The organism is Ruegeria sp. AO1, from assembly GCF_056535985.1.
In genome coordinates this window covers 3,523,580-3,545,986 of record NZ_JBQFJC010000001.1, presented here as the reverse complement: position 1 = coordinate 3,545,986, position 22,407 = coordinate 3,523,580, and the positions used below count along the sequence as shown (strand labels likewise).

The 22,407-nt window shown below is 59.6% G+C and carries 24 protein-coding genes, 1 tRNA gene and 1 riboswitch; of the genes, 14 read left to right on the top strand and 11 right to left on the bottom strand.

Annotated features, from left to right (window positions below; translation table 11 throughout):
• Positions 1-68: 68 nt before the first annotated feature.
• Positions 69-144, bottom strand: a tRNA-Lys gene (locus ACR3FB_RS17645).
• A gap of 212 nt (positions 145-356) precedes the next feature.
• Here ACR3FB_RS17645 and dapF point away from each other — a divergent pair.
• Both dapF and mtaB read left to right on the top strand, forming a co-directional pair.
• Positions 357-1,199, top strand: a complete 843-nt coding sequence (dapF, locus tag ACR3FB_RS17640; RefSeq protein WP_480566373.1) for a diaminopimelate epimerase — start codon at positions 357-359, stop codon at positions 1,197-1,199.
• Positions 1,196-2,452: a tRNA (N(6)-L-threonylcarbamoyladenosine(37)-C(2))-methylthiotransferase MtaB gene (mtaB, locus tag ACR3FB_RS17635; protein ID WP_480566371.1), complete on the top strand. Its 1,257-nt coding sequence runs from the start codon at positions 1,196-1,198 to the stop codon at positions 2,450-2,452. The genes dapF and mtaB overlap by 4 nt, the downstream gene beginning before the upstream one ends.
• 202 nt (positions 2,453-2,654) lie before the next feature.
• On the opposite strand, the gene ACR3FB_RS17630 is transcribed toward mtaB, so the two are convergent.
• Genes ACR3FB_RS17630 through petA form a run of 3 tightly spaced genes read right to left on the bottom strand, consistent with a single transcriptional unit; the run spans position 2,655 to position 5,391 of the window.
• Positions 2,655-3,443: a cytochrome c1 gene (locus ACR3FB_RS17630; RefSeq protein ID WP_170644066.1), complete on the bottom strand. Its 789-nt coding sequence runs from the start codon at positions 3,441-3,443 to the stop codon at positions 2,655-2,657.
• A gap of 17 nt (positions 3,444-3,460) precedes the next feature.
• Positions 3,461-4,792, bottom strand: a complete 1,332-nt coding sequence (gene petB / locus ACR3FB_RS17625) for a cytochrome b (RefSeq protein WP_170379706.1) — start codon at positions 4,790-4,792, stop codon at positions 3,461-3,463.
• Between the two features lie 14 nt (positions 4,793-4,806).
• Positions 4,807-5,391 carry a ubiquinol-cytochrome c reductase iron-sulfur subunit gene (gene petA, locus ACR3FB_RS17620; protein WP_170379708.1) on the bottom strand — a complete coding sequence of 195 codons (585 nt, stop codon included), beginning with the start codon at positions 5,389-5,391 and terminating at the stop codon, positions 4,807-4,809.
• A 462-nt stretch (positions 5,392-5,853) separates the two neighbouring features.
• Between petA and ACR3FB_RS17615 the strand changes: the two genes are divergently transcribed.
• Positions 5,854-6,297 carry a cytochrome c family protein gene (locus tag ACR3FB_RS17615; RefSeq protein ID WP_170767939.1) on the top strand — a complete coding sequence of 148 codons (444 nt, stop codon included), beginning with the start codon at positions 5,854-5,856 and terminating at the stop codon, positions 6,295-6,297.
• A gap of 3 nt (positions 6,298-6,300) precedes the next feature.
• On the opposite strand, the gene ACR3FB_RS17610 is transcribed toward ACR3FB_RS17615, so the two are convergent.
• Both ACR3FB_RS17610 and ACR3FB_RS17605 read right to left on the bottom strand, forming a co-directional pair.
• Positions 6,301-6,909, bottom strand: a complete 609-nt coding sequence (locus ACR3FB_RS17610; protein ID WP_480566369.1) for a glutathione S-transferase — start codon at positions 6,907-6,909, stop codon at positions 6,301-6,303.
• Positions 6,910-6,965: 56 nt separating this feature from the next.
• Positions 6,966-7,595 (bottom strand): FMN-binding negative transcriptional regulator, encoded by a 630-nt coding sequence (locus ACR3FB_RS17605; RefSeq protein ID WP_480566367.1) that lies wholly within the window; start codon positions 7,593-7,595, stop codon positions 6,966-6,968.
• Positions 7,596-7,649: 54 nt separating this feature from the next.
• Positions 7,650-7,804, top strand: a riboswitch (FMN riboswitch).
• A gap of 75 nt (positions 7,805-7,879) precedes the next feature.
• Here ACR3FB_RS17605 and ACR3FB_RS17600 point away from each other — a divergent pair.
• The 5 genes from ACR3FB_RS17600 (at position 7,880) to cobO (ending at position 11,851) form a co-directional block, all read left to right on the top strand.
• A complete protein-coding gene (locus tag ACR3FB_RS17600) occupies positions 7,880-8,317 on the top strand; it encodes a 6,7-dimethyl-8-ribityllumazine synthase (protein ID WP_480566365.1) in 438 nt (145 codons plus the stop codon).
• 141 nt (positions 8,318-8,458) lie between these two features.
• On the top strand, positions 8,459-9,559 hold the full coding sequence (aroC, locus tag ACR3FB_RS17595) for a chorismate synthase (RefSeq protein ID WP_480566363.1): 1,101 nt from the start codon (positions 8,459-8,461) through the stop codon (positions 9,557-9,559).
• Positions 9,543-10,205 (top strand): HD domain-containing protein, encoded by a 663-nt coding sequence (locus ACR3FB_RS17590; protein ID WP_480566361.1) that lies wholly within the window; start codon positions 9,543-9,545, stop codon positions 10,203-10,205. Before aroC ends, ACR3FB_RS17590 begins: the two co-directional genes overlap by 17 nt.
• A gap of 54 nt (positions 10,206-10,259) precedes the next feature.
• Positions 10,260-11,195: a DMT family transporter gene (locus ACR3FB_RS17585; RefSeq protein WP_170640659.1), complete on the top strand. Its 936-nt coding sequence runs from the start codon at positions 10,260-10,262 to the stop codon at positions 11,193-11,195.
• A gap of 56 nt (positions 11,196-11,251) precedes the next feature.
• On the top strand, positions 11,252-11,851 hold the full coding sequence (gene cobO / locus ACR3FB_RS17580) for a cob(I)yrinic acid a,c-diamide adenosyltransferase (RefSeq protein ID WP_480566359.1): 600 nt from the start codon (positions 11,252-11,254) through the stop codon (positions 11,849-11,851).
• On the opposite strand, the gene ACR3FB_RS17575 is transcribed toward cobO, so the two are convergent.
• From ACR3FB_RS17575 to ACR3FB_RS17560, 4 genes are all read right to left on the bottom strand, one after another.
• Positions 11,848-12,033, bottom strand: coding sequence for a hypothetical protein (locus ACR3FB_RS17575; protein ID WP_480566358.1), 186 nt, complete (start codon positions 12,031-12,033; stop codon positions 11,848-11,850). The genes cobO and ACR3FB_RS17575 overlap by 4 nt on opposite strands.
• 252 nt (positions 12,034-12,285) lie before the next feature.
• Positions 12,286-12,651 carry an SPW repeat domain-containing protein gene (locus ACR3FB_RS17570; protein ID WP_480566356.1) on the bottom strand — a complete coding sequence of 122 codons (366 nt, stop codon included), beginning with the start codon at positions 12,649-12,651 and terminating at the stop codon, positions 12,286-12,288.
• 111 nt (positions 12,652-12,762) lie between these two features.
• On the bottom strand, positions 12,763-13,713 hold the full coding sequence (locus ACR3FB_RS17565; RefSeq protein WP_480526932.1) for an AraC family transcriptional regulator: 951 nt from the start codon (positions 13,711-13,713) through the stop codon (positions 12,763-12,765).
• 111 nt (positions 13,714-13,824) lie between these two features.
• Entirely contained in the window at positions 13,825-14,691 is an 867-nt protein-coding gene (locus tag ACR3FB_RS17560) for a branched-chain amino acid aminotransferase (protein WP_170379731.1), read from the bottom strand.
• Between the two features lie 159 nt (positions 14,692-14,850).
• Here ACR3FB_RS17560 and ACR3FB_RS17555 point away from each other — a divergent pair, with 159 nt between their 5' ends.
• From ACR3FB_RS17555 to dxs, 6 genes are all read left to right on the top strand, one after another.
• A complete protein-coding gene (locus ACR3FB_RS17555; protein ID WP_480566355.1) occupies positions 14,851-15,363 on the top strand; it encodes a MarR family winged helix-turn-helix transcriptional regulator in 513 nt (170 codons plus the stop codon).
• The gene (locus tag ACR3FB_RS17550) at positions 15,360-16,061 is read left to right on the top strand and encodes a response regulator (protein WP_170379735.1); all 702 of its coding nucleotides are present in this window, start codon (positions 15,360-15,362) and stop codon (positions 16,059-16,061) included. Before ACR3FB_RS17555 ends, ACR3FB_RS17550 begins: the two co-directional genes overlap by 4 nt.
• Positions 16,062-16,130: 69 nt before the next feature.
• On the top strand, positions 16,131-17,057 hold the full coding sequence (locus tag ACR3FB_RS17545; RefSeq protein ID WP_480566354.1) for a histone deacetylase family protein: 927 nt from the start codon (positions 16,131-16,133) through the stop codon (positions 17,055-17,057).
• On the top strand, positions 17,054-17,296 hold the full coding sequence (locus ACR3FB_RS17540; RefSeq protein ID WP_480566353.1) for an exodeoxyribonuclease VII small subunit: 243 nt from the start codon (positions 17,054-17,056) through the stop codon (positions 17,294-17,296). The genes ACR3FB_RS17545 and ACR3FB_RS17540 overlap by 4 nt, the downstream gene beginning before the upstream one ends.
• Entirely contained in the window at positions 17,297-18,163 is an 867-nt protein-coding gene (locus tag ACR3FB_RS17535) for a polyprenyl synthetase family protein (RefSeq protein WP_480566352.1), read from the top strand.
• 16 nt (positions 18,164-18,179) lie between these two features.
• Positions 18,180-20,108 (top strand): 1-deoxy-D-xylulose-5-phosphate synthase, encoded by a 1,929-nt coding sequence (gene dxs / locus ACR3FB_RS17530; RefSeq protein ID WP_480566350.1) that lies wholly within the window; start codon positions 18,180-18,182, stop codon positions 20,106-20,108.
• 9 nt (positions 20,109-20,117) lie between these two features.
• On the opposite strand, the gene ACR3FB_RS17525 is transcribed toward dxs, so the two are convergent.
• Positions 20,118-22,328, bottom strand: a complete 2,211-nt coding sequence (locus ACR3FB_RS17525; protein WP_480566349.1) for a glycosyltransferase family 32 protein — start codon at positions 22,326-22,328, stop codon at positions 20,118-20,120.
• Positions 22,329-22,407: the final 79 nt, after the last annotated feature.

Here is a 22,407-nt window from a genome sequence, read left to right as displayed (position 1 = left end):
TTGGATGCAAGTTTCCCGTCATTGGCGACAAGCACTCTCATGCATTTCTTCGGTCTCTTTGAAAAAAGTGGTGAGCCGTGCAGGATTCGAACCTGCGACCCACTGATTAAAAGTCAGTTGCTCTACCAACTGAGCTAACGGCCCACTCTTTTGTCTGGATCTGTACGATCCGTGGCGCTCTTTAAGGCATTTTCCCGACCGGGTTCAAGACCTTATTTTGCACCTCGTTTCGCCAGAGTAGTCAGTGTTTCCGGCGACCCGATAGGCGGCCTAATTAGGCAGGTGGCGCAGGGGGGTCAAGCCCTTTTTTCAGGAATCGTCACCGCAGGGTGGATTCATCGCAGGACCAACGTTATATGCCCGCCATGCAACAGAGACTCGATACCGGTTTGCCCTTCATGAAGATGCACGGGCTGGGCAATGACTTCGTCATTGTTGACGCGCGCGCGCAGGCGACGCCGATAAGCGCTGCGTTGGCAAAGGGAATCGGACACCGCCAGTTTGGTGTCGGATTCGATCAGCTGGCCGTGATCGAGAACGGAGCGGCCGACGCGCATCTCGTGTTCTACAACGCAGACGGGTCGACCTCGGCCGCTTGCGGGAATGCCACGCGGTGTATCGCCCGTTTCCTGATGGAAGAAGGCGGCAAAACAGACCTGACTCTGACGACCGAACGCGGCACGTTATGCGCGCAGGATGCAGGCAACGGCCTGACCTCGGTCAATATGGGGCAGCCCCAGCTGGACTGGCAGGACATACCTTTGGCTGAAGAGATGGACACGCTGGAACTCCCGATTGAGGGCACGCCCTCGGCGACAGGCATGGGCAACCCCCATTGCACGTTTTTCGTGGACGACGCTGAAGCGATCCCCCTGGCAGAGTTCGGCTCGCGGTACGAACACCATCCGCTCTACCCCGAACGCACCAATGTGCAGGTGGCGCAGGTGATCGGGCCGGACCACATCCGTATGCGCGTCTGGGAGCGTGGGGTGGGGATCACGCTGGCCTCAGGGTCCTCGTCCTGCGCTACAGCCGTCGCCGCGGCCCGGCGCGGCCTGACGGCGCGCAAAGTGCAGATCGAGCTGGACGGCGGCACAATCTGGATCGATTGGCGCGATGATGGCGTCTGGATGACCGGGCCGACCTGCCATGTGTTTTCGGGCACTCTGACCTCGGAATTCCTGAGGTCACTGGGATGAGCGCCCCCAAATTCACCACTCTGGGCTGTCGCCTGAACGCCTATGAGACTGAGGCGATGAAAGAGTTGTCTCAGCAAGCGGGTCTGCAAGATGCGGTGATCGTCAACACCTGCGCCGTGACAGCCGAGGCGGTTCGCAAGGCCCGGCAAGAGATTCGCAAGCTGCGCCGCGAAAACCCCAATGCGCGCCTGATCGTGACCGGATGCGCCGCGCAGACGGAACCGCAGACCTTCTCGGCCATGGACGAGGTTGATGCGGTGATCGGCAATACCGAGAAGATGCAGCCTGATACCTGGAAAGGCATGGCGGCTAACTTCATCGGCGAAACCGAAACCGTTCAGGTCGATGACATCATGTCGGTCACTGAAACGGCAGGGCACCTGATTGACGGGTTCGGAACCCGCTCGCGCGCCTATGTGCAGGTCCAGAATGGCTGCGACCATCGCTGCACCTTCTGCATTATCCCCTATGGCCGCGGAAACTCTCGCAGTGTGCCGGCTGGAGTGGTCGTGGATCAGATCAAACGGCTGGTCGACAAAGGCTATAACGAGGTCGTCCTGACCGGTGTTGACCTGACCTCATGGGGCGCTGACCTGCCTGCACAGCCCAAACTGGGCGATCTGGTCATGCGCATTCTGAAACTTGTGCCAGACCTCCCGCGTCTGCGCATCAGTTCGATCGATTCGATCGAGGTGGACGAAAACCTGATGCAGGCCATCGCGACCGAGCCGCGCCTGATGCCACATCTGCACCTGTCCCTGCAGCATGGCGACGACCTGATCCTGAAACGGATGAAACGCCGCCACCTGCGCGATGACGCCATCCGTTTCACCGAAGAGGCGCGCAGCCTGCGGCCCGACATGACCTTTGGTGCCGACATCATCGCTGGCTTCCCCACGGAAACCGAGGCGCATTTTGAAAACTCCCTCAAGCTGGTCACGGACTGCAACCTGACCTGGCTGCATGTCTTCCCCTACTCCAAGCGCGAAGGCACGCCAGCGGCGCGAATCCCACAGCAGGTCAACGGCAAGATCATCAAGGACCGCGCCGCCCGCCTGCGCACAGCCGGAGAGGCGCAGGTCGCCAAGCACCTCTCAGCACAGATCGGTCAAACCCATCACATCCTCATGGAAAACCCGCATATGGGCCGCACCGAACAATTCACTGAAGTCAGTTTCGACACCCCCCATCCCGAAGGTCAAATCGTCACCGCGACGATCACCGGACAAACTGCGACCCAGCTACAAGCCTGATCCGCTCTTCATCTGGCTAAAAATACCCCGTTGGGGTGAGCGGCGTAAAAGAAATCGTCCAGTGGACGATTTCAGCCGCGAACGGGCGGAGCCCCGGAATTGGCCGCAGGCCAAGAGGGGCTGGCCCCTTTGCCCCATCAAAAAGAAAAACCCCCGCGACCTGAAAGGCGCGGGGGTCTTCAATTTCAAAAGCTCAAAAGCTTTACTGCTCGCGTAGCTTGCCTTTATGCGGTGCCCACAGGCGCTTGTTGACCAGATACAGCAGCACCGACAGGACGGTCAGGAAGATCACGCCGACAAAACCAGCGTTCTTGCGGTCCGTCAGCTTGGGCTCCGCAGCCCACATCAGGAAGGCTGCGACGTCTTCGGACATGGCTTCGACAGTGGCCGCGTGGCCATCGGCGAATTCAACCTGATCTTCGGACAGCGGCGGGCCCATCGAAATCCAGCCTCCAGGGAAGGCCTTGTTTTCGTACAGGATGGTGCCTGCCTCTTCTTTCTCTTCACCAGTGTAGCCGTCCAGCAGAGAGGCGATGTATTCCGCGCCGCCCATGCCTTTGACCAGCTGGTTGATGCCAAGACCGTAGGGGCCGTGGAAACCCGCGCGGGCTTTTGCCATCAGGCTCAAGTCCGGCGCGCCAACACCGTTGTTCGCCGGGAAGTGGTCGGTCGGGATTGCCGGGCGGAAATCGTCCAACTCGGGATCGAAAACCTCGAAATTGTCCGCGGCGTAAGTGATCACCTGCTCTTCGCTATAACCCAGCGCTTCCAGATCGCGCAGAGGAACGTATTGCAGGCCGTGGCAGGCCGCGCAGACTTCGGTATAGACCTGAAGACCGCGTTGCAGCTGGTTCTGATCCCAGGTTCCAAACGGACCCTCAAACGAGAAGTCGAAATCCTCGATATGAGTATCATAGTCGCCTGCCGCAAAAGAAGCGGCAGGGGTAAGAGCCAGGGCAAACGCAGCGCCGATTGCAAGTTTCTTGAACATGTTTCCGGTCCCTCTTCTTACTCGGCCGGCGTGGCGTCGGCGTCAGCCTTGCCATAATGCGCGTTGAAGTCTTCTTCGATGGTCTCAGGCGGGGCCAGAGGTTTCTCGATCACACCAAGCAGCGGCAGGATTACGAGGAAATACGCAAACCAGTACGCAGACGCGATCAGCGAGAAGGTCGCATAGGGCTCTTCCGCAGGCATCGCACCCAGCCACATCAGGGCAAAGAAGTCGATGATCAGCAGGTAGAACCACCATTTGAACATCGGACGATACCGACCCGAACGCACGGTCGAGGTGTCCAGCCAGGGCGCCAGGGCCATGGCCAGGATCGCACCGAACATCGCCAGAACACCGAAGAATTTCGCATCAATGATGCCGCCGGTGATGAAGCTGGCGAACTGAACAACCCAGACCTCGCCGGTGAAGGCGCGCAGGATCGCGTAGAACGGCAGGAAGTACCATTCGGGCACGATATGTGCAGGCGTCACAAGCGGGTTGGCCTCGATATAGTTATCGGGATGGCCCAGATAGTTCGGCATGAAGCCCACGATGGCCCAGAACACGACAAGGATGACCGCCAGAGCGAACAGATCCTTGATCACGAAATACGGCCAGAAGGGCAGCGTGTCTTTCTCGGCCTCGGCCTTTGAGCCGCGACGTACTTCAACACCCGTAGGGTTGTTGTTGCCGGTGGTGTGGAAGGCCCAGATATGCACGATAACCAGCGCCGCAATGATGAACGGCAGCAGATAGTGCAGCGAGAAGAAGCGGTTCAGCGTGGCGTTATCCACTGCGGGTCCACCCAGCAGCCATGTCTGCAACGCATCACCCACAAACGGGATCGCGCCAAACAGGCCGGTGATCACGGTCGCACCCCAGAAGGACATCTGGCCCCAGGGAAGAACGTAGCCCATGAAGGCGGTGCCCATCATCATCAGGTAGATCAGCATACCGATGATCCACGTGATCTCACGCGGGGCCTTGTATGAGCCGTAGTAGAGACCACGGAACATGTGAATGTAGACCGCGACAAAGAACAGCGACGCGCCGTTCATGTGCAGGTAGCGGATGAAATAACCACCATTCACGTTACGCATGATGTGTTCGACGCTGGCGAAGGCCAGATCGACATGCGGCGTATAGTGCATAACCAGCATGATGCCGGTGACGATTTGCAGCACCAGGCAGAAGGCCAGAACGATGCCCCAGATCCACATCCAGTTCAGGTTCTTGGGTGTGGGAATCATCAGGGTGTCGTACATAAGGCCGACGATAGGCAGGCGGCTGTGCAGCCACTTTTCGCCGTTTGACTTCGGCTCGTAGTGATCGTGGGGAATGCCGGACATAAGTTGGGTCTCCCTTAGCCGAGTTTAATGGTTGAAGCGTCGACCCACTCGACCGGTGGGATCGGCAGGTTCTCTGGCGCGGGGCCTTTGCGGATCCGGCCTGCCAGATCGTAGTGCGAGCCGTGGCAGGGGCAGAACCAGCCGCCAAAGTCGCCGGCATCACCCAGAGGCACACAACCCAGGTGGGTACAAACGCCCATCTGAACGATCCACGCGCCCTCTGCCTCGCCTTCGGGCGATGGCATGACGCGGTTTGCGTCGGTCGCGGGTGCATCGGCGTTGATGTTGAAGTTCCGGGCCAGCGGGTCTGGCAGGTTACCTACCGCTTCTTCGTCCTGCTGCTGCGCTTCGGCGATTTCAGCGCCGGTGCGGTGACGGATGAAGACCGGTTTACCCAGCCACTTGACCGTCAGCTGTGTACCCGGCTCAACCCCGCTTACATCCGTACGGATCGAGGACAGAGCCTGCACATCCGCCGACGGGTTCATCTGATTGATCATGGGCCATACCGCAGCACCGGTCGCAACGACCCCTGCGCCGCCCGCGACGTAGTACAGGAAATCTCTGCGGGTGCCTTCGTGGTCTTCTACGTGGGACACGAGGTTTTCTCCGATTGTCTAGCGCCCGTGCGAACGGGCCAATAGCTGGAACCCGGCACGGATGCCGGGTCTTAGCGGAATTCTCTACCGAGCAGAATAGTATTCGTCCAGCGGTGTTGAATGCGCAATACGCCGCATCTGCGTAATTTATCATCGCGCGGGGCAGTCTTTTTGATGTTTCTCGCCCTCATGTTTCAACGAAGCGTCGAATCAGCCCCGCTTGATTCGCGCCCTGTGACCCCAATCTGGCCAGGACCAGCGAACCTAGGCCGACAACACAAGCGTGTCGCATTGGTGCGAAAACCTGAAAAATCCGACATACGAAACCGGGTTTGTTAATCAACAAATCATATGCCTGAAATAGACGATTTTTCGCACCGCGAACGGGCCTGTTTCCTGTTGCACTTATTGCGCGAATACCTGATGCCCGGTTTCGCGCGAACGCCGATCAGGAGATCCCCCATGTCAAAGACCCACTTGGCCGCCGTTCTGTTAACGATTTCTATTTCGACCCAAGCCACCGCGGCCGGAGACCCCGCCAAAGGCGAAAAACTCTACAACCGCTGCTCGACCTGCCACGCGATCATCAAGGATGGCGAGGTTCTGGTCAAAGGCGGCATCACAGGCCCCAACCTATACGGGGTCGTGGGCCGCACCGCCGGATCCGAGAACGACTATCGCTATGGCAGCGAACGCCTGCCAATTGGCATGTTCACCGACGACATGATCCGCGCCGGTGACGCAGGTCTGGTCTGGACCGAGGAAAACATCGCCGCCTACTCCGAGGACCCGATCGGGTTCATCAAAGAGTTCCTGCAGGACGATACCGCCCGCCCGAATATGAGCGTGAAGCTCAAGAAAGGCGCGGACGACATCGCCGCCTATCTGGCGACGTTCAGCCAGTAAGGTCTACGTCACCGGGCGCGTGGCGACCATGCTCGGACGCGCGTCAAACTCGGCAAACCAGGTTGCGAGGGCATCATTGCCCTTGCGCCAGCCCCGCGCGTCATGGCGCAGATCCAGATAACCCAGCGCACAGCCCACGGCCACCTGTCCCATGTCCAGCGGACCCGACAGATGCGCCATCCAACGCTGATTCAGGACGGCACAAGCGCGTTCGACCTTGACCCATTGCGAGTCGACCCATTCATCCCATTGTTTGTCTTCGGGACGCAGTCGGCTTTCATATGTCATCAGCAGCGCCGCATCCAAAATGCCATCTGCCAGCGCCTCAAGCGTCAGAACATCCCAGCGCCGCGCACCCTCGGGATAAAACCGCCCCCCGGCGCGGTTATCCAGAAAGGCGCAGATCACACGACTGTCGAACAGGGTCGGGCCGTCGGGGCGCTCCAGCGCCGGAACCTTGGTCAAAGGTGCCTTGCCGATCAAGGGCGCGGCCGGGGCCACTGGCGTACCCGCCACCGTTTCCAACTCAACATCCTCTAACTGTTCGGTTTCATGCAACAAGACCATGACTTTACGGACATAGGGCGAAGTCAGACTGTGATAGAGTTTCATGCGCGCACTCCTTTGTTTGGGCCGACCTTACAACAGGGTGCAGAAAACAAAAGCCGTCATTTCCCTGAGGGCTCTACAGCGCGCATCAACTCCTGCAGGGCCTGCACCTCTGAACCGATTCCACAACTCCCGACCTGCTCCGCCGCCCGCATACGAACGTCATCGGGCTTGTTCTGGTTCAGCTTCCACGTGCCCTGAATATCCTCGACCCGCATCCGGCAGGGCAGAATCATCCGCATCATCCGCTCCAGCGCGTCGTCATCCATCTTGCTGCTGTGCCAGGGCGGCTTCGGGCGCAGCCGGCCTTCAAAAAACGCCGACTGCCGATCCAACAAATCCCGCATCTCCTCCGCCGGGCGCAATTCCAGAATGCCGGATAGGTGAACGGCGACATAGTTCCATGTCGGCACCTGATCGCTCACCTCATACCAATCGGGCGACACATAGCTATCCGGACCAGAAACCGCGATTCGCGCTGCCTGCGGTGTCCTCAAAAGCCGGACAATCGGGTTCGACCGCACGAGATGCAGCTCAGCCACCGAGCCATCTTCGGACAGCAGAAATGGCACATGACTGATCAACGGCGCAGCATCCGTCGACACGGCCAAAACGCCAAAACCGCGATCACGGGCAAAGGCGATATGTCGGCTGATCTCCTCAGCGCGGAAGGCGGGATTAGGGTGCATGAGACTCCTCCTGCCAAATCTCTTGCAGAGGAGGCCCAATCTATGCAAGGTCCGCCTCGTTCTCAGGGCGGGGTGAAATTCCCCACCGGCGGTATGCGGGCGATGACCCGTAAGCCCGCGAGCGACCTCGTCGTATTTGCGAAGGGGTGTCAGCAGATCTGGTGAGAGGCCAGAGCCGACGGTTAAAGTCCGGATGAAAGAGAACGTGCCAGATACGTCGGTGATGCGGCGTGTCCGCTCGTGATCGCCTTGGGTGAAGTGTCTGTTTTGCTAAGGAGATCATGATGACACACACCCGCTATGCTTTTATCAAAGCCAACTGGCATTCCGATATCGTTGACCGCGCGCTTGAAGGGTTTCTGGAACTCATCCCCGCCGATCAGGTGGATGTGTTCGACGTCCCCGGCGCGTTTGAAATGCCCCTGATCGCCCGTGATCTGGCACAAACCGGCCATTATGCCGCCGTCGCCTGCGCTGCCTTCGTGGTTGATGGAGGCATCTACCGGCACGATTTCGTGGCCCAAGCCGTGGTTGACGGCTTGATGCGCGCAAGCCTCGACACCGGCGTTCCGGTGCTGTCGGTCTCGCTCACCCCACACCAATATCAGGAAACCGACCACCACAACGCCATCTACCGCGACCACTTCGTACAAAAAGGGCGCGAGGCCGCCACCGCCGCCCTCAACATCACAAAAACCCGCCAGGCGATCAACGCAACCTGATCCTTGTTCTGTTTGAAAATACCTCGGGGGAGGCGCGCTTGCGCGACGGGGGCAGAGCCCCCTCCCCCTATATCAAATGCAAATTCGCTTGAGGCCAAAGGCTCTCCCCGCTAATCACAACCCCGCAAAGGAGCCCGCCCCATGTCGATGAACAGCTTTGGACACCTCTTCCGCGTCACCACCTGGGGCGAAAGCCACGGGCCCGCTTTGGGCGCGACGGTCGACGGCTGCCCTCCGGGCGTGAAGATCGACGAGGCGATGATCCAGCACTGGCTGGACAAGCGCAAACCGGGGCAGAACAAGTTCACCACGCAGCGGCGCGAACCTGATCAGGTCAAAATCCTCTCTGGCGTGTTCGAAGGCCAGACCACCGGTACGCCCGTTCAGTTGATGATCGAGAACACCGACCAGCGCTCGAAAGACTACGGTGATATCATGGAGAAGTTCCGCCCGGGACATGCCGATATCACCTACTGGCAGAAATACGGCATCCGCGACTATCGCGGTGGAGGGCGCAGCTCGGCCCGTGAAACCGCCTCACGCGTTGCGGCCGGAGGGTTGGCGCGCGAGGCGATCAAACAGTTCGCACCCAATGTGCAGATCACCGGCTACATGACCCAGATCGGCCCTCACAGGATCGACCGCGCCAATTTCGACTGGTCGCAGATCGAACAGAACCCCTTCTGGACGCCTGACGCCCAAGCCGCCGAGGACTGGGCCGCCTATTTGGATGACCTGCGCAAGTCCGGCAACTCGGTCGGCGCGATCATTGAAGTCGTCGCGCGCGGCGTCCCCGCCGGGCTCGGCGCGCCGATTTACGCCAAGTTAGACACTGATCTGGCCGCCGCGATGATGTCGATCAACGCAGTCAAGGGCGTCGAGATCGGCGAAGGCATGGCCGCCGCTGAACTGACCGGCGAGGCCAACGCGGATGAGATTTTCATGGGCCAGAACGGCCCGCAATACAGCTCGAACCACGCCGGTGGCATCCTTGGCGGGATCTCCACGGGGCAGGATGTCGTGGTGCGCTTTGCCGTCAAACCGACTTCGTCAATTCTGACCACGCGCAAGACGATCACCAAATCCGGTGAGGAAACTGAGATCATCACCAAAGGCCGCCACGACCCTTGCGTCGGTATCCGCGCCGTGCCGGTGGGTGAGGCGATGATGGCCTGCGTGATCCTTGACCATCTGCTGCTGCACAGAGGCCAGATTGGCGAGAACCGTGGACAAATTGGCTGATCTGCGCACACACCTGCGCGGCATCGTCGCTCAGCGTATGCAGACCGATCCAGCCCATGATCTGGCGCATCTGGACCGTGTTTGGCGAAACGCACAAGCGATTGCGGATGATCAGGCGGACATGGCTGTGTTGCTGGCCGCCAGCTATCTACATGATCTGATCAACCTGCCAAAGAACGACCCGAACCGCCACTTGGCCTCACGCCAATCCGCGCAGGAATCAGAGCCTATTCTGCAGGAATTGGACTTTTCTGACGCACAGATCCAAGCCACCCAACATGCGATCGAGGCACACAGCTTCTCGGCCAACATCCCGCCCCGCACATCCGAAGCCCGCATCCTGCGAGATGCGGATCGGCTTGATGCGCTGGGGGCCATCGGTATCGCGCGCACCTTTGCGGTGGCTGGTGCATTGGGCCGGGATCTCTATGACCCCGAGGATCCATTTGCCGAGGCGCGCGATCTGGACGACCTGAATTTCTCGATCGACCACTGGAAAGTAAAGCTGCTGAGCCTGCCCGACGATATGTTGACCGAGGCGGGCCATGCTCTGGCGCAAGAACGCCGGGCGCAGATGCTTGAATTCCTCAGGGCCTTCGCGGATGAAATCGGCCACCCTGTCCCCGACGCCTGGAATTCCCCCTGATTGGTACAATCCCGTCGTTGATCTTTCCGCGCCAAAAGCGCAGGTTCCCGGCCAATGGCACAATCCTTGACATCGCACCGCCCCGCTCTTGCTGTGGGCCTGAAATTGACCGCCTTGATGCTGTTCACTTTGATGTCGGCCTTGGTCAAAGCGTTGTCCGAAGATTTTCCACCGGGTGAGCTGGTCTTTTTCCGGTCTCTCTTGGCGATTCCCGTCATCATCGCCTGGCTGATCTGGCGCGGGGAGCTGTCGCAGGGTTTTGTCGTCAAGAAACCCATGGGCCATTTCTGGCGCGGTGTTCTGGGCACCAGCGCAATGGGCCTGACCTTTACCGGCCTCAGCCTGCTGCCTTTGCCCGAGGTCACCGCCATCGGCTACGCGACCCCGATTTTCACCCTCGTCCTGGCCGCCTTGCTGTTGGGCGAGCGCATTCGCATGATCCGCATCGGTGCGGTGATGCTGGGGCTTGTGGGGGTTCTGATCATGCTTTGGCCCCGGCTTGGCAGCACCGAGATGGAGGTGGCGGCAACGATTGGCGCCCTTTGCGTTCTGGCCGCGACCATCGCGCGGGCCTTTGTGCAAATCCATATCCGGCAATTGGTCAAGGTCGACCACCCCGCCGCCATCGTGTTCTATTTCTCGATCACGGCAACGCTGCTTTCATCGCTGACCGTGTTTTGGGGTTGGACCATGCCGACACTGGATCAGGCTCTGTTGTTGGTCGTTGTGGGCCTGATTGGTGGGGTTGCGCAAATCCTTGTCACCTCGTCCTACCGGTTTGGCCAAGCGTCGATGCTGGCGCCTTATGACTACACCACCATGCTGTTCGCCATTGCGATCAGCTATTTCTGGTTCGATGAGCTGCCGACGCTGGCGATCTTGCTGGGTGCGGCACTGGTGATCGCGGGCAATGTGGTCGTGGTTTGGCGCGAACATCAGCTGGGGTTGGAGCGCGGCAAGGCGCGGTCTCTGACCGACCACAAACCGTGACTTTACCTTTCGCCAACTTCGCTTAGTTTGAGCGCAACAATCAATGAGGGCTCCGCATGAGTGACGCACAAGACCACAAGGAAAAGATGCAAGAGGTGCAGGCCAAGCACCGCAAGAAAGTGTCCGAAGCGGTCGACCCTGACCGTGGTTTGGTGCTGATCAATACCGGCAAGGGTAAAGGCAAATCCTCGGCCGCTTTTGGTGTGGTGATCCGTGCGCTTGGCTGGGGGCAGAAGGTGGCGGTCGTTCAGTTCATCAAGGGTAAATGGAAAACCGGCGAGCGGCGTTTTTTCGAAGAACGCGATCTGGTGACGTGGCACACGATGGGCGAAGGCTTTACCTGGGACACTCAGGATCGCGAGCGCGACATCGCGGCCGCCACAGCCGCGTTCGACAAGGCTTGCGACCTGATGGCCAGCGGAGACTACGATCTGGTCGTACTGGATGAGATCAACATCGCGCTGCGCTATGAATACCTGTCGGTTGAACGTGTGATTGAGGGGTTGAATGGCCGCTCCGACGAGACCAGCGTATTCCTGACGGGACGTGATGCCCCGCAAGAACTGCGGGACTATGCCGATCTGGTCACCGAGATGACCGAAGAAAAGCACCCTTTCAAGGCCGGAATCAAAGCCCAGCGCGGCGTGGACTACTAACCACGCGCCCCTTTGGGTGTTTCTTTGACAAATTCATCCGAGGGCTGCAGGTTCAGCTCTCGGCATTTTTCTGCGTCGCAGGTCTTGCGATCCAGATAGGCCTCGACATCCGAGGCTAGTGCGTCGCAATCGCAGGACGCGCAACACGGGTCGGATAGAAGCTCTTCAAATCTGGTACGCATCGGTGCCCTCGGTCGTTCCCGGAACGGTGGCAGGCCATCACGATTGAACTTGCTGAGCCCGCTGACCGCCCCGGAACCATGTGCTTGATCGGTTCATCTCGCGTTGATTTTTTCTGACTGTTTTTGTTGGTTTTTACAAGGGAAAACGACCGGGCAAGCCAGCGAGATTGTTTTTCCCAAAAAAACAGAGCCTAAAAAAGGGAAAAGCCGCGCAGAACAGCGCGACTTTGAGCAGTGAGGGATAGACTGGATTCAGGCCGCTGCGGTCTGTTCAGGCGCGCTGAGCGAGATCACTGCGACAACAGCGGCCCCGTTCAGCCAGTAGAACAGCGCGTCGATTCCCGAAAAGCCGAGCAAGCTGGGGGCCAACAGGAAGGTCACGCCAACGGCCAGATCCACGGCCAGATGCAGTTTGTAAGGCAGCACCCGCCAGATCCCCAGATGATGGTCGGTGAGTACCGTCAGGACGAAAGCGGCAACGCCAGTGACAACGGACAGCCACAGCGCCAGCGGGTTGGATTGGCCCAGCCCCAGAACAAAGGGCAGCATCATCAGCGCAATGGCAACAGGATAGTCGAGATAGGCGTGAATAATGCGGGTGACAAAACGGAGGGACATCTGGGTTTCCTTTCCTCAATCAGAGACAGATCAAGAATAGGACCTGCATTGGGACCGCAGCAGCCCAGATCGTTTGCAAAACATTGCAGATCGTTCAGAAGTATTGGTGGATCAGTGCATCTCGCGATAAGCGGCCGGAGACACTCCGACCTGCTTCTTGAACACCCGCGAAAACGCCGCCTCAGATGCATATCCGGCCTCGGCTGCGGCGTCGGCCACGTTCCAACGCCCCTCGGTCAGACCGTGGCAGGCGATCTGCATCCTCCAGTCCGTCAGATATTGCATCGGGGTGGTTCCCATCTTCTCGGCAAAGAGCTGAGCGAAGGCCGTGCGCGACATCGCTGCCTCGTTGGCAAGGCTGGCCACGCTCCATTCCTGCGCGGGGGCTTGGTGGAACGCGGTCAAAGCGCGCGAGATTCGTGGGTCGGCAAACCCGGCCAAGGCGTCATCGTCAGGGCTTTGATGCTCCAAATATGCCCGGATCGCCTGAGCAAACAGCACTTCGGACAGTTTCAGAGCAATCAGGTCACCGCCAATCCGCGCGCCGGACACTTCTGAGCCGATCATGCGCAGGGTGGCCTCGATCCACGATCCCGCTTCTTGTCCGTAGTTCTGGATCAGGATGTAGGGCGGCAGCCGGTCGATCAGCATATGACCGGTGCCATTCCGGCCAGCCTGTCCCGTGAAGGAAAAATGCCCACAGATCAGTTGGGTGTCGCGTTCCTCATCCCCGCCGCCATAGACCAGAACGCCTTCACCGGTATAGCCCGCGATATCTAGGACCTGTTCCAATGGCAAGGCGTCAAACGGCCTGACCTCATTGCACAGCAGCGCATGTTGCGCGCCATGCGGGATCACGATCAGATCGCCCTGTTTCAGACGCACAGTCTCGCCAGTTGCCGGGATGTTGACCTTCAGCTCTCCGCGTTGGACGAAATGAAACCGGGCCACGTTTTCAAAGCCAGGCACCTGAATCCCGAAAGGCGGGGTGAAGGAGGTTCGGAAATAGAACGTACCGCGCAGGGATAGGCGGGTGAGGATATCGCTGAGAAGGTCCAACATAGGACAAGGATACAGCGCGGCACGCCAAGGTCCATGCTGTTGAACGATCTGCAAAACACTCTGCACGACCTGCAACAAAAACCCCCGCCGAAGCGGGGGTTTCAGGTCTTATCAGGCGCGGACGAGTTTCTCGTAGTCTTCCGCAATTTCGCGGGTCAGATCGCCCACTTCGAAGGTGTAGTCGCCAATCTGCCCAACCGGAGTGACCTCGGCCGCCGTTCCGGTCAGCCAGCATTGTTCGAAATCAGCCATTTCCTCGGGCTTGATACGGCGTTCATGCACGGTGATGCCTTTGTCTTTCAGCATCTGGATCACGGTCTGGCGTGTAATGCCGTTCAGGAAGCAATCCGCCAGCGGTGTGTGGACCTCACCATCCTTGACGAAGAAGACGTTTGCACCGGTGGCCTCGGCCACATAGCCGCGCCAGTCCATGAACAGCGCATCCGAGCAGCCCTTGGCCTCGGCCTTGTGCTTGGAGATGGTGCAGATCATGTAAAGACCCGCCGCTTTGGCATGCACGGGGATGGTTTCCGGGCTGGGGCGTTTCCATTCGGCGATGTCCAGCTTGGCGCCCTGCATCTTGGCGTCGCCGTAGTAGGCCCCCCACGGCCAGACGGCGACAGCCATCCGCACGGGGTTCTTGGCCGAGGCCACGCCCATATCCTCGCCCGAACCACGCCAGACCAGCGCGCGGACGTATGCGTCCTGCAGGCCGCTGGCTTTCAGGGCCTCTTCCTTGGCGGCCTCGATCTGATCCACATCGTAAGGCATCGGCATGTCCAGAGCCTCGGCCGAGGCGATCAGGCGTTCGGAATGTTCCCGGCTCTTGAAGATCTTGCCGTTATAGGCGCGCTCACCCTCGAACACGGACGAGGCGTAGTGCATCGCATGTGTCAGGATATGGACATTGGCCTCGCGCCATGGGACCAGCTTACCATCCAACCAGATGGTGCCATCACGATCATCATACCCCGCCATGCGAAACCTCCTGAACCGGGTTGAATTTGCGAATGTTGCGCTAGTTAGGTCCGGAGCGGACACAATCTTGCGCAAAAACTGCGATTCGATACCTGTCTGCCCTTGGAATGTCAATAAGGCTGACTTAAACTGCAAACCGAGTAACGCATGAGGCATGATATGTCCGAAATCCGCCCCGCCCCGATTTACAGGGGTGAAAGCCTGTTATTCCTAACCGATGAGCAGTTGCGGCAGGGGATTGAGGCGATGTTTTTCGCCTATCGCGGGTTTACGGCGGATCCGGATCGTATCCTCTCGGACATGTCTTACGGGCGCGCGCATCACCGCGCGATCCACTTTATCAACCGCGCCCCAGGCACGACGGTCAACAACCTGCTGGCCATTCTGGGCGTGACCAAACAATCCCTGAACCGGGTGCTGCGGACCCTGATCGAAGACGGCATGGTCGAAAGCCGGGTTGGGACCGTCGACAAGCGCGAGCGGCATCTGTTTCTGACGGAAAAAGGCCGCGCACTTGAGTCAACATTGTCAGACGCCCAACGCGCGCGCATGCGAGCCGCATATAAGGATGCGGGGCCCGAAGCCGTGGCCGGTTTCCGCAAAGTACTTGAAGCAATGATGGATGCTGATATGCGTCATGCTTACAAGAAGTTGCGGGATACGACCTCATGAGCGATATGGATGCCCACCTGCTGATCGTCGATGATGACGAGCGCATTCGCGACCTGCTGAAAAAATTCCTGATGCGGAACGGGTTTCTGGTGACCGCCGCGCGCGACGCGGCGCATGCGCGCCGTGTGCTGTCCGGGCTGGACTTTGACATGATCGTTCTGGATGTGATGATGCCCGGCGAGGATGGCGTAAGCCTGACCAAAGCGCTGCGCGAGACCCACAGCACCCCCATCCTTTTGCTGACGGCGCGTGGAGAGACCGAGCATCGGATTGCGGGCCTTGAGGCCGGGGCGGATGACTATCTGGCCAAACCGTTTGAGCCGAAAGAGCTGTTACTGCGCATCAACGCCATTCTACGGCGGATGCCCGAAGCTCCGGCTCAGGATGCGGCAGCGAAAATCCTGACCCTTGGCCCGATCCGCTATGATATCGAACGAGGAGAGATGTGGCAGGGTGAGGACCCGGTGCGTCTGACCGCAACCGAAAGCCAGTTGATGAAGATCTTCTCGGCCAAACCGGGTGAGCCGATCAGCCGCGCGAAACTGGTCGAGGATCTGGGACGTGACAAGGGGCAGGCGCAGGAACGGGCAGTTGACGTGCAGATCACACGGTTGCGCCGCAAGATCGAACAGGACCCCAAACAGCCCCGATACCTGCAAACCGTTCGCGGAGCAGGGTATATGCTGGCACCGGATTGACCGGGCCGCTGCGCGGCGATTTTATGCCTTCGGCGAGGATATTTTTAGCCAGATGAAGAGGGGATCCCGATGAAGACGGCCTTGTTGACCCATGCAGATTGTCTGGGCCATGTCACCCCCGATGGCCATCCTGAGCGGGTGGCGCGGCTAGAGCATATACTTCATGCGCTGGAGGCATTGGACCTGGACCGCAGGACCGCTCCGATGGTGGCGGATGACGATTTGCTGCGGGTACATCCTGAGGACTACATTCGCGATATACGGGCCGCGCGGCCTGCAGAAGGGTATACGCAGATTGATGGGGATACGTTTATGTCTCCAGGCTCGGTCGATGCCGCGTATCGGGGCGCTGGGGCCGTTGTTCGGGCGGTAGATCTGGTGCTGTCTGGCGAGGTCCCGAATGCGTTTTGCGCCATTCGGCCTCCGGGGCACCACGCGGAGACCGATAAGGCGATGGGGTTTTGCCTGTTCGGCAATGCCGCTTTGGGTGCCAAACATGCTCTGGATCATCACGGGCTGGACCGAGTCGCGGTGGTGGATTTCGATGTGCATCACGGCAATGGCACGCAGGACCTGTTATGGGACGAGAAACGCGCGCTTGTGATCACCAGCCAGCAGATGCCCTTATGGCCAGGCTCCGGTCGACCCGATGAAACCGGGGCTTACGACACGGTTCTGAACATACCCCTGCCACCTGCAAGCGGTGGAGCCGAGATGCGCGCAGCCTATGAGGCGCAGGCCTTTCCGCGCCTGAGAGCCTTCAAGCCTGAGCTGATCATTATCTCGGCCGGGTTTGATGCCCATCAGGACGATCCACTGGCTAATCTCAACTGGTCCACGGGCGACTTCGCCTGGATCACCGCCGAGCTGTGCAAGATCGCGGATGAGGTTTGTGAGGGCCGTATCGTCTCGACTCTGGAAGGCGGGTATGATCTGAACGCATTGGCCGAGGCGACACACGCCCATGTGGAAGAACTGATGAAGGCAGCACGATGACCGATACCCCCGTTGAGCAGATGACGTTTGAACAGGCGATGAAAGAGCTTGAGGCCGTAGTAGGCCAATTGGAACGCGGTGACGTGGCGCTGGATCAGTCGATTGCCCTCTATGAACGCGGCGCGGCTTTGAAGAAGCGCTGCGAAGATGAGTTGAAGCGCGCTGAGGAAAAAGTGGCCGCTATCACGCTGGACGCCAGCGGGCAGCCAACCGGGACGACTCCAATCGAAGGTCAGTAAATGTTTCGCGACAGGCTGGCGCAGGATGCGGCGCGGGTTCAGAGCCATTTTGATCTGGTTCTGGGGGCGCTTGACGATCTGGATGTGACGCGGGCCATGGCCTACGCCACCGATGGCGGAAAGCGTCTGCGGGGGTTTCTGGTTCTGGAAAGCGCGCGCCTGCATGGCGTTAGTGCCACGCAGGCGATCTGGCCCGCGACCGCGATTGAGGCGTTGCACGCCTATTCTCTCGTCCATGATGACCTGCCCTGTATGGATGACGATGACCTGCGACGCGGGCGCCCAACGGTTCACGTGAAATGGGACGAAGGCACTGCCGTTCTGGCCGGGGATGCTTTGCAGACCCTGGCGTTTGAGCTTTGCACACGGCCCGAAGTCGGCAAGCCCGAGATTCGCGCCGAACTGGCGATGACTCTGGCCAAGGCAAGTGGGGCGCAGGGCATGGTTCTCGGTCAGGCACTGGATATTGCGGCTGAAACGGCGTCTGCCCCGCTGTCGCTGGACGAAATCACGCGGCTGCAAGCAGGCAAGACAGGGGCGTTGATCGAATGGTCCGCTTGCGCGGGCGCTCGGTTGGCGCAGGCTGATCCGACCCCATTGCGCCAATATGCCCAAGCCCTTGGGCTTGCTTTTCAAATCGCCGATGACATCTTGGATATTGAGGGCGATGCCGAAAAGGCCGGAAAACGGCTGCAAAAAGATGCAGATGCGGGCAAAGCAACCTTTGTTTCGCTTCTGGGGCTGGATGCAGCGAAAACCCGTGCAGCAGAGCTGGTGGGCGAGGCCTGCGCCGCGCTGGATGGGTATGGTACTAAGGCGGAAACCTTGAAGGACGCTGCTCGCTTCGTTATTGCCCGGGACAGCTAAGCCAGGAACGCGCCAAATGTCTGACCGTCCGAATACGCCACTGCTGGACCTTGTGAACCGCCCTGCGGATCTGAAGCAGTTCTCGGACGCGCAACTGCATCAGCTAGCGCAGGAATTGCGGGCCGAGACGATCTCGGCCGTGTCGGTCACCGGCGGGCATCTGGGCGCGGGCCTGGGTGTGGTTGAGTTGACGACGGCGTTGCATGCAGTCTTCGACACACCACGCGACAAGATTATTTGGGATGTCGGGCATCAGTGCTATCCGCATAAGATCCTGACCGAACGCCGCGACCGTATCCGTACCTTGCGCATGAAGGATGGCCTCAGCGGCTTCACCAAACGCAGTGAAAGCCCCTATGACCCGTTTGGTGCGGCGCATTCCAGCACTTCGATCAGTGCCACATTGGGCTTTGCCGTCGCCCGCGATCTGGGCGGGGTAACCCCAGAAGGGCTGGGCGATGCGATTGCGGTGATCGGCGATGGCTCGATGTCTGCGGGCATGGCGTTTGAGGCGATGAACAACGCAGGCCACCTGCGAAAGCGCCTGATCGTGATCCTGAACGACAATGAGATGAGCATCGCGCCACCCGTCGGCGCTCTTTCGACCTACCTGTCGCGCATCTACGCCGAGGAACCGTTTCACGAGCTGAAAGCCGCCGCCAAAGGCGCGGTCTCTCTGCTGCCCGAGCCGTTCCGCGAAGGAGCCAAACGCGCCAAAGAGATGCTCAAAGGGATGGCTGTTGGCGGGACCTTGTTCGAAGAGCTCGGGTTCTCTTACCTCGGCCCGATTGACGGGCATGACATGGACCAGTTGCTGCCGGTTCTGCGCACCGTCAAGGCACGGGCCACGGGGCCGATCCTGATCCACGTACTGACCAAAAAGGGCAAGGGCTACGCCCCGGCCGAGCAGGCTCGCGACAAAGGCCACGCGACCGCCAAGTTCGATGTGGTCACTGGTGAACAGAAAAAAGCGCCCTCAAACGCGCCGTCCTATACCTCGGTCTTTGGCAAAACGCTGGTGGAAGAGGCCGCACGCGATGACAAGATCGTCGCCGTCACCGCCGCCATGCCCGATGGTACCGGGTTGAACCTGTTTGCGGAACGCTACCCCTCGCGCTGTTTTGACGTGGCGATTGCGGAGCAGCATGGCGTGACCTTCAGTGCCGCGCTGGCTGCAGGTGGGATGAAACCCTTCTGCGCGATGTATTCGACATTCCTGCAGCGCGGCTATGATCAGGTTGTGCATGACGTGGCAATCCAGCGCCTGCCGGTGCGCTTTGCCATCGACCGTGCCGGTCTTGTTGGCGCGGATGGCGCCACTCATGCCGGGTCCTTCGATATTGCCTATTTGGCTAATCTGCCGGGCATGGTGGTGATGGCCGCCGCAGATGAGGCCGAGCTGATGCATATGGTGGCCACCGCAGCAGCCCATGACGACGGCCCGATTGCGTTCCGTTATCCCCGGGGAGAGGGCGTTGGTGTCGACCTGCCCCAGCGGGGCGAGGTTATCGAAATCGGCAAAGGCCGGTTGATCCAGAAAGGCGCGCGCGTGGCTTTGTTGTCCTTCGGCACCCGTCTGGCCGAGGTTCAGAAAGCGGCCGAGGCCTTGTCGGCGCGCGGCATCACCCCGACTATTGCGGACGCACGTTTTGCCAAGCCGCTGGACCGCGATCTGATCCTTGAATTGGTCGAAAACCACGAGGCACTGATCACCATCGAGGAAGGCGCCATTGGCGGTTTCGGCAGCCACGTCGCGCAGCTCTTGGCCGACGAAGGCGTGTTTGATCGCGGGTTCAAATACCGCTCGATGGTCCTGCCCGACATCTTCATTGATCAGGCCAGCCCGGCGGACATGTATGCGGTGGCGGGCATGAATGCCGAACAGATCGAAGCCAAGGTTCTGGATATTCTGGGCGTTGCGACCATCGGCGAAAAACGCGCCTGACGGCCTCGTCTAGCCCAATTCTTTCAACCCCAGCCGCACGGCCCGGTTGGGGTTTTGTTTCAGGATATGCGCGCCCATACGACGGGCGAGGTCCTTGTGCCCTTTCTTGACCGCGCGATTGAACAGCTCTCGCTGGTAGCGCGGGAATTGTCTGCGGGCGCGCAGAAGGGTGTAGAACTCGGTCTCGGTCAGGGTTCCGTTCAACGCCCCGAGAATGATCGGGTGCAGGATACCCATTTGTAGCAGAGACGACCCCAAGCGATGCCCCAGCAGCGGCGCACGCAGATGCGAGACGTTGGCGTTCGTGAACCGCGCCGCGTGACCGGCATCCAGCGGCTCGTAAGGGTCATAGAGGATCGACACACGCCGCGCCGCCTGACTGACCTGCGCGGCATCGCCATAAGGGCCGGTAAAGTCCCGATCCCAAACGGTTTTATAGCGCGTCTCCCACGGGACAACGGACTTGTCGACCGTGCTTTGCGGTGAGATGGCAACCACATCGCAGCCCGGCGCTGCCGGAGAAAAGGCGCAGGCCGCATAGCCGCCCATCGAGGCCCCATAAAAGACAACACGCTGAAACTGGTCGAAGAAACCGCTCTGCTTCAGCTCATCGAATTGGTCATAAACCCAGGGTTCGCGATACCACGTCCACCCGCCCGCGATGGCCGAGAGCATCGACCAGTTCTGCTCTTTGATGAAGGAATATCCCCAGGGGCGACGGTCTTTGCGATTGTTCATCGCCACGTCCAGATTGTCGAAGGTCACCACAAGAGTGTCCTTGGACCGCGGCATATAAAGCAGTGAGTGCCCGATCTCGCCGGGCCTGTACCAGCCGTCCTTGCCTGCAAGATCCGTCGCGATCTGCGCCCAGCTGCTTGCGGCATCGGTGGGTTCGGGCGGTTTAGGCAGGACCTTCACGCGGGTGACCTCGTGCCCGTCAACCTCATGCGTGGCGATCTTTTCATTGGTCCCGAAGGCCTTGAGGAAGGGAAACGCGCCCGAGCCTTTTCGGATATCCATGAACAGCTGCGTGTTGGAATGCAGCATCCGGATCAGGAACTTCTCAAGGAACGGCACCCTATAGTGATCGCCAAACCCTTGGAGATTGCACAGCACGTCCACCGGCTTAAGCCGGTCCTCTGAGGTGATGATTTCGATCCGGTCCCGGTCGACCTCATGATCGGTCAGAAAGGCGACATAGTCGGCAATCCACGGCTCTTCTTCGGATTTGAACTTACCGCGACGGTTGACGTCGACCAGCTTGACGTCGCAATCGAACTTGTGATGCAGCGCCAGAACAAAGCTGCGCGCCTTGCCGGTCAGATCCGCGACCGAGCGGACCTCGGTCAGGTCGACCTCATCAATCAGCGCGCCGTCAAACACCGTATGCCCTCGCCCTTTGATCGGCGAGAGGACGGGGTTGATGCCCGTCTCGGCCACAAGTTTGGCGAGGTAGGTGCCCTTAGGCGGCAGGCCGTTGTGATGATTGCCCAACTGGCGCTTGTTCGAAGCCCACAGATGAAGTGCCGTGGTGTCTTCGGTAATCAGCTGCTTGGCCAACGCCACACGACGCATGAACTTGTAGCGCTCGGGGAAGGTGACCGGGTAGAAGGCGCTGACCGGCAGGGCGTGGTGCTCCAAACCCAACGCGTGAACAAAATGTGTTACCATCATCGGCCCCCAGACGCCCCATGGCTGCTGCGAAATGTGAACCGGGTTGCCGCTTTCCGCCGCCTGCTGCATGGCGCGCTGTTTCGCCTTCGGCAGGAACGGCGCGATGGAATAGCGATCCTCGGTGAAGTCCAGCATCTGGCGCAGCAGCTCACTGTCCGAAGGCATCCCCAGCACCGCGTTGTTGATCCGAGGCGAGTCCGGCAGCTCAAACCCAAAGACATAGTCGCTGTCATAGGTTATGGGGCGGTGGCAAAAGACATCCGTGTCGATCCAGATCATGCCGGGGCATTTTTGGATCATGTGCAGCCGGAACCAATCGGCGAACAGCGCGAAGGAGTTCTTCTGTTCGTATTTGATGAAATCGTCGGTATCTATGATCTCGCGCCCGTCGCGGCGGATCACACCATCAGGGACGTTGGGGATATCCTCGTAGGAAAACAGGGTGATCTTCTGCCCCTTATCCACAAAGGATTTCAGGCACAGCTGTTCAAGCCAACTGAGCGGGCCACCGATCCATAACGTGCCAACCTCGCGCGTGCGTGCCATCCGCGTATCCTTGTGCCTGCGTGTATTTTGGCACACGCGTCGTTTTCTTGATCCTAAGGTCTTGCGCCGCGCTTGGGTA